Raw genomic sequence first — 13,889 nt, forward strand, 5'->3', positions numbered from 1 at the left:
TGGATCGTCATCGCGCTTTAGGTTGTTGTTCAAGCATGATCTTTTCGGAACACCGCTGCGCACTTTTCCGGATCATGCTTTAGCCGGCCTCGCCGGAAAGCTTCCGGACGTCGTCCGGGGTCTGTCCGAAGCGGCGGCGAAACGCGCGATGGAAATAGGAGACGTCGTGGAAACCCGCGAGCTGCGCGATCTCGATGATCTTGCGGGTGCGCATGGCGGGATTTCGAAGTAGCCGCTCGGCGCGCAGCAAGCGTTGTTCCAGCACGAAGCCGCTATAGGTAATGCCGGCCTGCTCGAACAGCAGCTGGATCGTACGTGGGCTGATTCGATGAGCGGCCGAAAGACCGGTGAGTGACAGCCCGGGGCTGTCCAGCTGCGCCAGGATATCGGACTTGAGGGTTTCGAAACGCGCCGCTGCAAGGCCGCGCAGGCGTGCCTCCTCGGCGGCATCGCCGCGTGCTCCGATCATCAGCACGGCGAGGTCGAACAGGTGCTGCGAGACCGCGTCGAGCTCGGCCGGGGCGAGCTTGTCCGAATGCGTATGCGCCAGGTCATAATATCGCAGGAACATCGATGTGATCGGCCTGGTGCCAGGGATCGGCTGCGCGATCAGGTCCTCGGCATTCGGGCACGCGCGTAGCAGCGCCTTGCGGGGCAACAGTGCGGTCTGAAAGTTGCCATAGGCCATTTGACTGACTCTGGCCCCCCTGATCGACGGATCTCCGATCGTGAGGTCGCCGGCCGCGACGTTCAGCGGGCGCCTGCCCATGGTTCCGCTCAGGGCCGAATTCGGTGACATGACGACAACCAATTCGTCGTTGGTGCCCATGGACACGAAGCTCATCGGCGTACCGTAGGAGGCGGACAGCCTCAGGCGCGGAAGGATGGCCGGCGTGATTGTCCGGTGCACTGGGCCGTCCCCGATCGGAACGAAATCGGTCCCCATCACCTTCCGGCAGAACTGCTCGCGCCACCCCTCATAGGCCGGCCCCGTCGGATCGCCGCTGAATGAGAGTTGTGGCTGTGTCATCGATCGGAAGCGCAGGTTTGTCGGTGATCTGGAGGAAGGTTGTACCGTCAGGCCGGTGCACCGCAACGGCAAAAGCGCGGGATTGCGTGATAAACCACTCGCGATGACGCGCGCAGACCGCGACCCGGTGCCGCAGTTCGGCAGGCCGGGATCGCACGAGCGCTTCTGCGGCGTTCGCGCGATGGCGAAGCTCAGTACTTCTTCACCGCCGCCCCGAGCGCGAACCACAGCACCATCGAGGCGAGGCCAAAGCCGCCAAGCAGCAGGAAGGTCGGCCCGTAGCCGATCCATTGCGCGATCCAGCCGCCGAGCGCGGGACTGAGGCTGGCGCCGACGCCCTGCACCGTGATCACGGCGCCCTGGCCGAGATTGATGCGACCGGTGCCGTTGAGTGCGCGCGCGACCATGCCGGGAACGGCGACCGTCTGCAGGCCGGTGCCGATGCCGTCGAGCACCTGCATCGGCACCACGCCCCACCATCCTGTGACGAAGAACGCCAGCACGCCGCGGATCGGCAGGAACATGAAGGAGACCAGGATCACCGGCCAGTAATTGCGCTTGCTCGCGGCCTTCATCGCGATCAGCGATGTCACGATCATCACGCCCTGTGCGATCACCACGGTGGTCGCGACGAAGCTCGGGCCGTTGGCCTGCCCTTCGGCCACCGCGGCTAGTCCGTAGAGCGGAACGATGGCGGCGTTGCCGAGATGGAAGAGCGCGAGGGCGAGAGCCAGCACGAGCAGCGCCCGGTGCTTGAGCAGCATCGTCATCGCATCCGGTGGAGCCTTGGAGTCGTCCTCCTTGCTGCCGCGCGCGGCGCGGTCGTCGATTGCCCTTGCGGGGATCATCAGCACGCAGGCGATGGCGATCGCGCCGAACACGGCCGCCAGCGCGAAGACGGCGACATAGCCGAACTTGTAGCCGAGATAGCCTGACAATGCCGCGCCGACCATGTTGCCGGCGTGGTTGAACGCCTGGTTGCGGCCGTTGAGCGCGTTGAAGCCCTTTTGCTTGGCGATGCCGAGCGTGATGCCCGTCACTGCCGGCACGATCGCGGCGCTCGCCAGCGATTGCGCGACCTGGGAGAACGTCACCGCCCAGAAATTCTGCGAGATCAGAATGATGGCGGAGGCGAGAACGACGCAGATGCCGGGAATGACGACCCACAGGCGCTTGTTGCGGCTGGAATCGATGAAGCCGCCGATCGGCGTCGTGACCAGCATGCCGGCGACGTTTCCGATCGTCATCGCGGTGCCGATCAGCCCGGTCGCCCAGCCGCGCTCCTGGAGGAAGACGCCGACGAACGGCCCGATGCCCGACTGCATGTCGGCCATGAAGAAGTTGAGCGCGAACAGAGGCCAGATACGGGACGGGGAGGGAGGCCGCGATGTCATCGATACCCAAGCATGCTGTTCGTCTGTCGTGATCCTCTTGGCCAATCGATCTGGCGTTGGTCTGAACGTAACGGGCGCTCGCCGCGTTGGTTCCCGTCACTCCTGATGCTCATGGACCTTGCTGAAAGCTTGTTCGCAATGTCATCCTGCGATCTTCCCACGGAGCTCGAACCATGCCTCTCTGGACCTGCGAAACCTGCGGCGCGCAATTCCCGAACGGCGGAAATCCGCCCGCCTCCTGCGTGATCTGTGAGGACGAGCGGCAGTTCGTGAACTGGAAAGGACAGAGCTTTCTCACGCGCGAGGAACTGGCGCGGGAGCACCGAGTGGTGGGCCGCGACGATCTTGGCCTCACCGGCATCGGCCTGGAGCCGAGCTTCGCCATCGGGCAGCGCGCGCTGCTGGTGCCTCAAGGCGACGGCTGCGTGATGTGGGATTGCATTCCGCTCGCAGCCGATGAAGCCATCCAATACGTCGCAGCCCTCGGCGGACTGAAGGCGATCGCGATTTCGCATCCGCACTATTACGGCGCGGTCGCCGACTGGAGCGACGCCTTTGGCGGCGTGCCGGTCTATCTGCATGCGGACGATCGCGCATTCGTCACGCGACCGCATTCTTCGATCGTGCACTGGACCGGCGAAAGCCATCGGATCTCCGACGATTTGCTGCTGCTGCGAACCGGCGGTCATTTCGCCGGCGCCACCATGCTGCACTCGGCGCGCAGTGCGGACGGCAGGGGCGCGCTGCTCACCGGCGACATCGCCCAGGTGACGATGGACCGTCGCTTCATCAGCTTCATGTACTCCTACCCCAACTACATGCCGCTCAATGCAGCCGCGGTGCGGCGGATCGCGGCAGCCGTCGAGCCGCTCGCCTTCGATCGCATCTATGGCGCGTGGTGGGGACGCAACATCGCCAGCGGCGCCAAGGCCGCCTTCGCGGCGTCGGTTGCGCGCTATCTGGCAGCCATCGCCTGAGCCGGATTTATGTTGCTCGTCCTAAATAACTGTACTATAAGTACAGTATAAACTGCAATGACGCAGATGCGAGCTCGGCATGATCGATGCATCGTGGAAGCCGCGGCACCCTGCGGCCGCGTGAGCGGGAGTTGGACGCATGACGGGGCAGCAGGACTACGAGATTTTCGACGCCGGCGACGTCGTGCTGCAATCCGGGGCCGTCTTCCCCTCGCTGAAGCTCGCCTACAAGACCTATGGCACGCTGACCCCGGCCAGGGACAACGTCATCCTTTATCCGACCTCGTTCGGCGCGCAGCACGTCGACACCGAATGGCTGATTGGGCCCGACGGCGTGCTCGACCCCACGCGCTACTTCGTCATCATCCCGAACCTTTTGGGCAACGGCCTGTCATCTTCGCCGTCGAATACCCCCGCGCCATTTCCCGAGGTGACCTATCACGATGCGATCGCGGTCCAGCACCGCCTCCTCACCGAGCGCCTTGGCATTTCGAAGCTGGCCTTGGTCTATGGCTGGTCGATGGGCGGCATGCAGGCCTATCACTGGACGGCGCTGCATCCCGAGATGGTTGAGCGCGCGGCTGTGGTCTGCGGCAGTGCGCGTTGCGCGCCCTACAACTACGTCTTCCTGGAAAGCGTGAAGGCCGCGCTCACCGCCGATCCCGCCTTCCGCGACGGTCGCTTCGCCGAGAAGCCGGTCGCCGGCTATCGCGCCATGGGGCGGGTCTATGCCGGCTGGGCGATGTCGCACGGCTTCTATCGCGACGAGCTCTGGCGCGAGGCCGGCTTCAATTCGCTGGAGGATTATCTCGTCCGCACCTGGGACGCGACATTTGCCCGGCGCGACGCCAATGATCTCCTGGCGCAGGTCGGCATCTGGCAGAACGGCGATATCAGCCGCTGCGCGACGTTCGCAGGCGATTTCGATCGCGCGCTGGCGGCAATCAAGGCCCACATGCTGCTGATGCCGGGCGCGACCGATCGCTATTTCGACCTGCGCGACAACGAGGACGAGCTCGGCCGGCTGGTGAACGCGAAATCGGCCGTGCTGCGTCCGATCCCGTCGCTGCATGGCCATCGCGCCGGCAACCCAGTCAACAATCCGCGCGACCAGGCCTTCCTCAAGGCCGAGGTCGCGGCGCTTCTCGGCAAGTAGGACAGGCATTTCGATCATGACCGATGCGACCGTTTCAGAGACTGGCAACCGCCTGAAGCCGCTGACGCCGGCGATGCTGCGCGAATTGTCGGTCCGCTCCGATCTCAGGGGCGCCATGCAGACCCTTGGCCATTATGGCGCGATCGTGCTGGTGGGCGCGCTGATCTCTATGGTTTCGTCGAGATGGGGCGTGCTCTGGGCGCTGCCATTGATGGCGGTGCAGGGCTATGTCGTCGCCTTCCTGTTCATGGCGGTGCACGAGACCGCGCACAAGACCGCGTTCAGGAGCCGCGGCCTCAATCTCGCCGTGGGCCACGTCTCGGCCTTCATCATCGGATTGCCTTACGAATATTACTGCCTGTTTCACTGGGATCATCACCGCTACACCCAGGATCCTGACAAGGATCCCGAGCTGATCGTCGGGGTGAAACCGACATCCGGCACGCAGCTCGCGATCGCCTATAGCGGCCTGCTCCAGGTCGCCGGCCGTCTCAGGCTGATGCTCGGCCATGCCATCACCGGCAGCGTCACCGTGCCCTGGATCCCCGAGGGCAAGCGCGCCGTCATCGTGACAGAGGCGCGAGCCTATGTCGCGCTCTATGCTCTGCTGCTCGCGCTCTCGCTGTGGTTCACGTCAGCGCTGCTGCTCTGGGTCTGGATCGTCCCGCTCATCATCGGGCAGTTCTTCCTGCGGCCCTATCTCTATGCCGAGCATACCGGCTGCGAGCGCACCCGCAGCGCTTTTGAGAACACGCGCACCACCTACACCGCCGCGTTCGTCAAATGGTTCGCGTGGAACATGCCCTACCATGTCGAGCACCATGCCTATCCCTCGATCCCCTTTCATGCGCTGCCGAAGCTGAACGCGATCGTCGACGGCGAGATCGTCCATCGCGGCCACGGCTACATCAGAACGACGCGCGAGACCTGGGCCTGGTTTCGCCGGCAGCGGCAGGCTGCTTCATCAACGCAAAGCTCCGGCCGCGATGCGACCGGAGCTTTGTCGTGAAATCGAGATATCAGTAGATCCCGTAGGCGCAGACGTTCACGACGCGCACGCGCAGGCCGTGACGGGTCCGGACCAGGCGCTCCTGGTAGCAGTTGCTGACGCCGGTGTTGAGGTAGATGCCGCCGAATCCCCAGCCGGGACCCCAGTGGTGATGACCATGATGGTGATGGAAGCCGCCGGCCGAAGCGGCGGTGGGGGCCAGAGCGGCAACGCCGAGCGTACCGGCGGCGATCAGACCAAGAGCAAGCTTACGAAACATCTTCATTCTCCATTTGGCGCTAGGGCCGTTGTTGTGTCCCTGCATCTCGGTCGGGCCGAGATGCGATCGCGTTCACGCGGGATGAGGAGAATCGTGTTTCAGGATTGTTTCGTGGCCTGCGGCGAAATGTGCCGGCGTCATGTTTTCCGCGCCGCGCGATAGCGCGCGGCCATCGCCTGCGTCAGTTCCGTCATCCTGTCGCGGAGATCGGCGGGCTCCAGCACTTCGGCCTCGGGGCCCAGCCGCAACAATTCGGCTGCGGCGTGCCAGGATGTCTTGCCGACAGGCACGCGCGCAATGCGCCAGCCGTCGGCATCACTGGTCTCTGCGAGCTGCGTGCGTGCCTTGACGTAAGGCTGGCTCAGTGCGTCGAGCAGCTTGACGCCTAACGGCGAGAGCCGCACCACCGCGACATTGGGATGCATCTCGGCCTCGAGGCGAAGCGTCGCGGCCTGCCAATAGGCGGCGAGATCGAAATCGGCGGGGCGCTCGAAGTTTTCGTCGAGCGCCGTGCAGTCGAGCACGCGCGCGACGCGATAGGTGCGCACGGTGGCATCGACCTGACCCGCGAGGTACCAGTTCCCGCCCTTCAGCACGAGGCCGAGCGGCGCGAGGCCGCGCTGCTTCTCGGAACGCCAGCTCTGGTAGCGGATTTTCATCAATGTCCCGCGCAGCACCGCGCCGGCGATGGTGCGCAGATGTTTCGGTTCTTCCGCCTCGCCAAACCAGCCCGGCGCATCCAGGTGAAAGCGCTCCTGCATCCGGCTGGCGTCCTCGCGCAGATGGGCAGGCAGCGCCGCCATCAGCTTATTCTGCGCGGCGATCATCGCCGCATCGAGGCCGAGGGCGGCCGCAGGGCCAGGCAATCCGGTCAGGAACAGTGCGCCGGCCTCGCTCTGCGACAGGCCGTTCAGTCGCACGCGATAGCCGTCGAGCAGGCGATAGCCGCCCTCTGCGCCGCGGTCGGCGTAGACGGGGACGCCCGAGGCCGCGAGCGCGTCGATGTCGCGATAGATCGTGCGCACCGAGACCTCGCAGGCCTCCGCAAGCTCGGGCGCGGTGACCTGCCCCCTGGCCTGGAGGGTGGTGAGGATCGACAGCATCCGGCTCGCGCGCATGATTTCCTTAAACCATACCTGACAGAGGATGTCAGGTATGAGCCTCTACAAGATGCGCCTCGCCAGAGAGCGCCCCAGGAGAACCTGCCATGACCGATCCGAACCGCATCACGCTGTATTACTCGCCGCAAAGCCGCGCCACCGGCACGCGGGTGCTGCTGGAGGAACTGGGCGCGCCCTATGATCTCCACGTCCTCAACATGAAGGCCGGCGAGCAGCGGAAGCCGGCCTATCTCGCCATCAATCCGCTCGGCAAGGTCCCGGCGATCCGCCACGGCGAGGCGCTCGTGACCGAGCAGGTCGCGATCACCATCTATCTCGCCGATCTCTTCCCGCAGGCGGGTCTGACGCCCGCGCTGAACGATCCTCTGCGCGGCCCGTATCTGCGCTGGATCGCCTATTACGGCTCATCCTTCGAGCCGGCGCTGATCGACAAGTTCATGCAGCGCGAGCCGGCGCCCATTACCCAGTCTCCCTATGCCGACTACGACACCATGCTCGGCGCGCTCGAAGGGCAATTGTCGAGGGGGCCGTATCTGCTCGGCGAGCGCATGACGGCTGCCGATGTGTTGTGGGGCGTGGCGTTCAGCTGGACCATGATGTTCGGCATCGTGCCGAAGAAGGACGTCTTCGTCCGCTATGCCGAGCGCATGACCTCGCGACCGGCATTCCAGCGCATCAATGCGGCGGATGAGGAGATGGCCGCGCAGCATGCCAAGGCGATTCCGAGCTAAGCTGTCACGCCAACCTCCGCCGTCGTCCCGGATCTGCGCGCGCCTGAGGCGCGCTTGTCCGGGAAGCGGTGGGTTTGGCTCCCTCAAAACCTCGGCGCTCTCTTCTCCGCGAACGCCTTGATGCCTTCCTTGATCTCCTCGCCGCGCATGCTGTCGCGGTGGCGCTGGTCGGCGGCGCGATCATCGAGCTCGCCGCGAGCGAATTCGTTGATCGCGCGCTTCATGCCGCGCATCGCCTGCGGCGCGTTGCCGGCGAGAACCGAGGCGAGCTGGTCGACCTCCTCGTCCAGGAACTCCACCGGCACCATGGCGGTGAGATAGCCGATGCGCAGCATCTCCGGGGCGGTGATCTTTTGCGCGGTCAGGAACAGTCGTTTCGCGTTGTCGACGCCGAGGCGGGTGACGTAGCGCTTGATGCCGCTCCGGTAATAATGCAGCCCGAGCCGCGCCGCCGGCATGAACATCTCGGCGGTATCGACACCGATGCGGAAATCGCAGGCGAGCGCGAGATCGGTCGAGCCGCCATAGACGCCGCCGTTGAGCCGGCAGATCGTCGGCACGCCGAGATCCTCCAGCCGGTTGACGACGAGTTCGAAGGCAGAGCCCGCGCTCTGCTGCTCGTTTGCGCTGACGGCGCGCTCGGCGACTGAGTTGAGGTCATACCCGGCGGAGAAGGCGCGGCCGGTGCCGGTCAGCACCAGCACCCGGATATCAGGATCGGCCTCGATCAGGTCGAACAGCCTGACGAGCTCTTCGAGGTCTTCCGCCTGGAGCCGGTTGAGATGCTTCGGCCGGTTGAGGCGGATGGTGGCGCGCGCGCCGTCGCGTTCGAGCAGGGGGCCAGTCGCTGCGTCGGCGATGTCCGACATTCTTGTCTCCATCCTACTTGTTTTCGAGCGCGCGGCGTTTCGCCTCGGCGTCGATGGTCTCGGCGAGATCGGGGTGCCGTGCCATCAACACCCGGAAGTCGACGAGGTCGAGCACCAGCAGCCGCGACACTTTCGTGGTCGAAACGTTGGCGCCACGCTTGTTGTTGCCGAGCAGGGCCATCTCGCCGAAGAAGGCGCCGTCGCCGAGCTGAACTTTCTTGCCGGGCAGCTCGACCTCGACCTCGCCGGCGGCGATGAAATACATGCAATCGCCCTGCGTCCCCTTGCGGATGATCGTGGTGCGCGCCGGCAGCTCAATGGTCCGCAGCATGTGGGTAACGTCGGCGATTGCAGCGGGTCCCAGAGTTGCGAAGAACGGCACCTTGCTGACGGATTCCCAGGTCTTGAGGAAGTTGTCGCGCCGCGTCTCGGCGGCAAATCCGGTCGCCAGGATACCGGTCCAGAGGCCGAACACACCGAGGCCGGAGATCATCACCGCGGCCGCCACCAGGCGCCCGAGCGGCGTGACCGGCACGACGTCGCCGTAGCCCGTCGTGGTCAGCGTCACCACCGCCCACCACAGCGCGGCCGGCACGCTGCCGAACGTCTGCGGCTGCACATCCCGCTCCAGGAAATATTCGGCGACGGAGGCGAGGAAAACCACCATCAGGAAGATCACGAGCACGCTGACCAGAGGTCCGGATTCCAGCACCAGCACGCGGCGAAGCTGCCGCAGGCCCGGAATGCCCGGCACCACCTTGAGCACCCAGAGCACGCCGAGCAGCCAGGCCGTCCGGGGCTCGACGCCGAGAACCAGCGCGACCGGCACCGCCAGAGCCCCGATTGCGTCGACCAGCCCGGCGGAAGAGGACATGTACAGCGAAAGCCGCCCATGCTGCGTCATGTGGCGCAGCCGGACCAGCCATTCGAATACGAAATAGGCGAGGCAGGTCCAGAGCAGAGCGCTGATCCAGCCGTGCGCCTCGTGGGCCCGCTTGTCCGACAGCAACACCATGCTGAGCACGCCGACGGTGACCGCGACATAGGCCGCCTTGGTCATGTTGCGGCCGGCCGTGGCGGCCGCAAACTGGGCCAGAGCGGAAATCAGCGGCTTGGACATGCGGGAGGGCGGCTCGGTCTCTGGACAAATCTTCGGAATCCCGGCTGGGACGTCGGCGCCAAAGTGCCCGCCCCGGCGGGGGCCGTCAACGACGGGCGGGGGTATGATAAGGGGGAAGCCACAACCCCAGCCTCGTGCCCCGGACGCAGCGCAGCACGTAGTGATGCGCTGCAGAGCCGGGGCCCAGCAGCAGCGCATCCCCCGGCTTCCTGGGTGCCGGCTCTGCACGGCAGCGCCTTTGGCGTTGCGGCTTGTCCGGGACAAGAATGGCAAACGACCCGGCTTCTCAGGCGCTCTGGGCGGTCTTCACCACCACGACATTGCTGTCGTCGTGCGGGGCGGGACCGGCACCCGGCGCCGGCTTCCCGGTCTCGTTGGCATGGCGTTTCAGATAGTCGCGCCGCATGCCGATCTCGTCGCGGACGAACTCGTAGCCGAGCTTGAAGGTGTCGAGCCCGTCGGTACTGATCGTGCCGTCCCTGAGGCCGATAACGGCGCCGCGCAAGATGGCCTCCAGCTCGTCCTGGAGACATTCGAGCTGGTCCAGCGAGTGGGCATGCTCGATCCGCTCGCCGATGTCGAGGATGGCGGTGGAGAGTTCGCTGGCCTTCTCCGGCGCGATGCGGGTGATCTTGGCGTAGATCGCGGCGAAGATCGAGCCGATGACGCTGAGCGCGGCGGCGCCCACATACATCAGATCGCTGTACTTATCCATGAACGACTTGGTGTCGTCGTTGATGTAATCGGCCGCGCCCTGGTGCGCGATCACGAAGGCGTCCTTCTCGACAGAGGCCGGCTCGATCCTGGTGGCAAAGCCGTTGTCGAGCCCGAGCGCGGCTTTGTTCTCGTAGACGATGCGGGCGAGCTCGCCTGCCGCGGTCGGGGACATCCTGGATTGTGCGACCAGCAGCCATTCCAGCCCGATCGTGTCGAGGTCGTCATCGGGAATTTTCGGGGATGTCGATAGCGTGCCTGCCGTCAGCGTCTCGCTGGAAATGCCGGGAAGCTTGCGCGCCAGCGCCTTGGCCTCGTCGATCGCGTTGAGCGTGAAGCCGCCGCGCCTGGCGACCTGCTCATAGGCCTTGTCCCGCACCGCCCCGGAGGCATGGACGATGGCGATGACCGCGCCAAAGCCGTTTGCCGGTGCGAACAGCTTGTCGAGCGTTGCGCCCTGCGGCGCCATCTGGATCTTCGCCGCGTCCGGACCGTCGGGGATATCGAGAATGCTGCGGACGAAGGCGAGGGAGGATTCGCTCTCGGCGAAAACGGCGACCTTCTTCTTCTTCAATTCGGCGATCGATTTGATCTTCTTGTTGCCGGGACCGAGCAGAAGCACGAGATCGTGCTCGAGGATGGCAAGCGTGCGCGCCCGCAGCGGGACCTTGGCGTCGGTGCGCAGGACGGCAAGGTCGGCCTGCTTGCGGTCGAACTGTGCGAGCGCCTTGGCGTTGTCGGCGTTGTTGACGATCTTGATCCGGAAGCGCGAGGCGTTGGACGTCAGCACCGTGGCGAGCTTGGCCGCGAACAGCGCTTCGTCGCTGTTGGGAGCGCCGACGGCAAAGGTCAGCGTTTCCGAATTGTGCAGCATCGCGCGGCCGCCCCAGACGGTGGCCAGCGACAACAGCAGGGTCAGCACGACGTAGAGGAAGACCTGCTGCTGATTGGTCTTGATCACCTTGGGGCGCCGGGGCGGCGGTTCGGTGAGCGACGAGGTCGGGCCTTCAGTACTCATGGCAGCACTCTGGCCTTATTGTTTCGGTGGCGGGCGGCTCGCCGATGCGATCGCGGGGAGCGCCCTTAATTCGTAAACGCCTGAAAAAAGAAAGATATTCTCTATCCGCGATGATAGCGCGAAGGTCACGGAAAGCAAATTTCGAGCCGAAGGTAACCTTACGCGAGGCTTCCACGGCGATGGGGCGTCCTATGCCCGGTTAGCCACACTTGGCGAATTTCCGGTTCCCCCGGCTGCATTCCGCCGCGGGAGATGGCATAAATCGCGCCTCCCGGCGATTTGACCGGTCCAGAACTGGGTCCAAGAATAAGTTGCGCTGAACGCTCCAATCTTTCTTGTCACGTCAATGAGGGCGTCAGCCTTGTCGTTTCCACCCCTGTCATCGGCGATTCCGGTCGAAGCGCTCATTGGCTGGATGTTGCTGCTCACCTTCAAGCACATCATCGCCGACTTCGTCCTCCAGACCGCCTGGATGGCGCACGGCAAGGACCAGAAGCACGGCTGGGCCCTGCCGCTTCTGGTGCACTGCCTCGTTCACCTTGCGGTTGCGCTGCCGCTGATCCTGATCGTGGCGCCGAAATTCTGGTTCGTGGCCTTCATCGACTTCGTGATCCACATCACGATCGACCGTGCCAAGGGATTCGTCTCGGCGAATTTCGGGGTCGACCTGGCGCATCCCTGGTTCTGGACCCTGATCGGCGTCGATCAGGCGCTGCATCATCTGACCGGCTTCGGCCTTTCCATCTTCATGGCGGCGAACTGACGGCTGCGAAGTCATTCCGGGGCGGTCCGCAGGACCGAACCCGGAATCTCGAGATTCCGGGTTCTCGCTTCGCGAGCCCCGGAATGACGGCAAGCAGCAATTCCCGCCGCCCCACCAATTCGCGGCGCACGCGCGAGCACCCCGGGTGACTACCGGCCAGCGTGGTTAACCTTTCATTAGAGAATTGCGCTGCATCTTCCTCACACGAGGGAGAACTGCAATGTTTTCAAGCCGCGACGCCTTTGAAAGCGATTTCTGCCCGGTTCGCGACGAGCTCCTTGGCGAGATGTACCGCGCCAGCGAGAGTGGCCTGCCGAGGTTGGTTGAGAGTGTTTCCCCTGACGCGCGCGCCAGGCTGGCGCTGTTCTGCTATCGCCGCAACCATCTGCATTCGCTCGCGGTCGTGATCGCAGCGAGCTGCAGCGAGCGCGACCTGATCGAGAACGGCGGCCGTGTCGGCTCGACGCTCTATGCGCTATCGCGGGAAGGCGCGGCGAAAGCCTCGCCGTCGCTGTCGGGCGGCCGCAAGCCGATCACGCTGTCGACCAAGCCGCTCTCGGTGCTCGCACCGCTCGAGGACGAGCTCGACGACGAGATCGGCGAAGCAGTTCCGGCCTAAACGATAGCGATAGAAGGCAACCCGAACTTCCGCCGCGCCATCGCGCATTCGGCATCGCCCGGCATGCAGGTGCGGCACACCTCCGGCCGCATCGCATAGATGCCGCACGCCGTGGCTTTCCCGATGTCCCCCTGCAGGGCCGAGCAGCGATCGCCCTCGCAACGCATGCCGGACTGGCGTTCGTTGACCAGCGTCTCCGGAATCGCAGCAAGCTCCTCCTCGCTCTCGATCGAGAAGCGCGGCCAGTTGGCCGAATAGCCGCAGCACGCGCCGCAACTCTGGCAGCAGCTCGACGGATCGATGGGGGAGCTCTCTTGCATCTTCGTCACGTGTCCTTTGGCGGGCCCCAGACCAGGCTCTGACGCCATCTTGCGCGCAGCACGTCGCGTCGTTCCGGATATTTCTCGTCGAGATAGTTCGCCTCCACGACGCGGTCGGTGCGGAAGCTGCGGAAGTCGCCGCGCAGCTCGCACCAGGCGGCGAGCAGGCGCACCGCTTCGAGATAGCCGACCGAGATCGGCCAGATCGTGCGCTCGCTGGCGCGGCCCTGCTCGTCGCGATAGCGCAGCATGATCTTCTTGCCTTCGTGGATCTGGGTGCGGGTGCGCACCATGTCCAGGCGGTCCGGCTCCCTGTTCCAGCTTGGGCGTGCGCGGCTCGCCGGCTCCAGCACGAAGGGGCGCAGTCGCTCAGGCACGGTGTCGGCGATCTTGGCCATCAGATCTTCGGCCGCGCGCGCCAGCGCCGAATCGGCATGGCCGGCGACCCATTGTGCGCCCAGTACGGCCGCCTCGATCTCGTCGGGTGTCAGCATCAAGGGCGGCAGGTCAAATCCCTTCTCCAGGATGTAGCCCATGCCGGCTTCCCCGCGGATCGGCACGCGCTGGCCGATCAGCGTTGCGATGTCGCGATAGATCGTGCGCTTCGAGGTCTCGAGCTCGGCCGCGATGGCGTCCGCCGTCAGCGGCTTCCGCGTCCGCCGCAGCACCTGGATGATCTGAAACAGCCGGTCGGCGCGTCTCATGACAATTCTCTTATCGGTGGTCTTTTCAGAAGGCGGCGCGCGGCTGCTGACAGGATGTTGGCAGCAGGGGGGTTCTATACCGGGA

At 65.0% G+C, this 13,889-nt stretch carries 15 protein-coding genes; 6 read left to right on the forward strand and 9 right to left on the reverse strand.

Going from position 1 to position 13,889, the window contains the following annotated elements; genetic code table 11:
• Nucleotides 1–79: 79 nt before the first annotated feature.
• Nucleotides 80–1,258 carry a helix-turn-helix transcriptional regulator gene (locus D6B98_RS25505; protein ID WP_245481457.1) on the reverse strand — a complete coding sequence of 393 codons (1,179 nt, stop codon included), beginning with the start codon at nucleotides 1,256–1,258 and terminating at the stop codon, nucleotides 80–82.
• Nucleotides 1,222–2,424: an MFS transporter gene (locus D6B98_RS25510; RefSeq protein ID WP_126259651.1), complete on the reverse strand. Its 1,203-nt coding sequence runs from the start codon at nucleotides 2,422–2,424 to the stop codon at nucleotides 1,222–1,224. Before D6B98_RS25510 ends, D6B98_RS25505 begins: the two co-directional genes overlap by 37 nt.
• A 173-nt stretch (nucleotides 2,425–2,597) precedes the next feature.
• Between D6B98_RS25510 and D6B98_RS25515 the strand changes: the two genes are divergently transcribed.
• From D6B98_RS25515 to D6B98_RS25525, 3 genes are all read left to right on the forward strand, one after another.
• Nucleotides 2,598–3,401, forward strand: a complete 804-nt coding sequence (locus D6B98_RS25515; protein WP_126259652.1) for an MBL fold metallo-hydrolase — start codon at nucleotides 2,598–2,600, stop codon at nucleotides 3,399–3,401.
• A 139-nt stretch (nucleotides 3,402–3,540) separates the two neighbouring features.
• Nucleotides 3,541–4,557, forward strand: coding sequence for an alpha/beta fold hydrolase (locus D6B98_RS25520; protein ID WP_126259653.1), 1,017 nt, complete (start codon nucleotides 3,541–3,543; stop codon nucleotides 4,555–4,557).
• Nucleotides 4,558–4,573: 16 nt separating this feature from the next.
• The gene (locus D6B98_RS25525; protein WP_126259654.1) at nucleotides 4,574–5,566 is read left to right on the forward strand and encodes a fatty acid desaturase; all 993 of its coding nucleotides are present in this window, start codon (nucleotides 4,574–4,576) and stop codon (nucleotides 5,564–5,566) included.
• 10 nt (nucleotides 5,567–5,576) lie between these two features.
• Here the strand turns inward: D6B98_RS25525 and D6B98_RS25530 are convergent, their stop codons facing one another.
• Both D6B98_RS25530 and D6B98_RS25535 read right to left on the reverse strand, forming a co-directional pair.
• Complete coding sequence (locus D6B98_RS25530; RefSeq protein WP_035997328.1) at nucleotides 5,577–5,825, reverse strand: hypothetical protein; 249 nt, start codon at nucleotides 5,823–5,825, stop codon at nucleotides 5,577–5,579.
• A gap of 137 nt (nucleotides 5,826–5,962) precedes the next feature.
• Nucleotides 5,963–6,943: a helix-turn-helix transcriptional regulator gene (locus D6B98_RS25535; RefSeq protein WP_126259655.1), complete on the reverse strand. Its 981-nt coding sequence runs from the start codon at nucleotides 6,941–6,943 to the stop codon at nucleotides 5,963–5,965.
• 89 nt (nucleotides 6,944–7,032) lie between these two features.
• On the opposite strand from D6B98_RS25535, the gene D6B98_RS25540 reads away from it, so the two are divergent.
• Nucleotides 7,033–7,677, forward strand: coding sequence for a glutathione S-transferase family protein (locus D6B98_RS25540; protein ID WP_126259656.1), 645 nt, complete (start codon nucleotides 7,033–7,035; stop codon nucleotides 7,675–7,677).
• A gap of 83 nt (nucleotides 7,678–7,760) precedes the next feature.
• Here D6B98_RS25540 and D6B98_RS25545 read toward each other — a convergent pair whose 3' ends face one another.
• From D6B98_RS25545 to D6B98_RS25555, 3 genes are all read right to left on the reverse strand, one after another.
• A complete protein-coding gene (locus tag D6B98_RS25545) occupies nucleotides 7,761–8,546 on the reverse strand; it encodes an enoyl-CoA hydratase/isomerase family protein (RefSeq protein ID WP_126259657.1) in 786 nt (261 codons plus the stop codon).
• Between the two features lie 13 nt (nucleotides 8,547–8,559).
• On the reverse strand, nucleotides 8,560–9,666 hold the full coding sequence (locus D6B98_RS25550; RefSeq protein ID WP_126259658.1) for a cyclic nucleotide-gated ion channel: 1,107 nt from the start codon (nucleotides 9,664–9,666) through the stop codon (nucleotides 8,560–8,562).
• A 286-nt stretch (nucleotides 9,667–9,952) separates the two neighbouring features.
• On the reverse strand, nucleotides 9,953–11,398 hold the full coding sequence (locus D6B98_RS25555) for a TAXI family TRAP transporter solute-binding subunit (protein WP_126259659.1): 1,446 nt from the start codon (nucleotides 11,396–11,398) through the stop codon (nucleotides 9,953–9,955).
• A 415-nt stretch (nucleotides 11,399–11,813) separates the two neighbouring features.
• On the opposite strand from D6B98_RS25555, the gene D6B98_RS25560 reads away from it, so the two are divergent.
• Together D6B98_RS25560 and D6B98_RS40105 are read left to right on the forward strand one after the other, a co-directional pair.
• Entirely contained in the window at nucleotides 11,814–12,161 is a 348-nt protein-coding gene (locus D6B98_RS25560) for a DUF3307 domain-containing protein (protein ID WP_049820470.1), read from the forward strand.
• Nucleotides 12,162–12,381: 220 nt separating this feature from the next.
• Nucleotides 12,382–12,780: a hypothetical protein gene (locus D6B98_RS40105; RefSeq protein WP_164718860.1), complete on the forward strand. Its 399-nt coding sequence runs from the start codon at nucleotides 12,382–12,384 to the stop codon at nucleotides 12,778–12,780.
• On the opposite strand, the gene D6B98_RS25570 is transcribed toward D6B98_RS40105, so the two are convergent.
• Nucleotides 12,777–13,100 (reverse strand): YkgJ family cysteine cluster protein, encoded by a 324-nt coding sequence (locus tag D6B98_RS25570; RefSeq protein ID WP_164718861.1) that lies wholly within the window; start codon nucleotides 13,098–13,100, stop codon nucleotides 12,777–12,779. The two genes, D6B98_RS40105 and D6B98_RS25570, sit on opposite strands and share 4 nt — an antisense overlap.
• Nucleotides 13,101–13,105: 5 nt before the next feature.
• Entirely contained in the window at nucleotides 13,106–13,804 is a 699-nt protein-coding gene (locus tag D6B98_RS25575) for a helix-turn-helix transcriptional regulator (protein ID WP_126259662.1), read from the reverse strand.
• Between the last annotated feature and the right edge of the window lie 85 nt (nucleotides 13,805–13,889).

The sequence above is a fragment of the Bradyrhizobium sp. LVM 105 genome (assembly GCF_003957705.1).
Taxonomy (GTDB): Bacteria; Pseudomonadota; Alphaproteobacteria; order Rhizobiales; family Xanthobacteraceae; genus Bradyrhizobium; species Bradyrhizobium frederickii.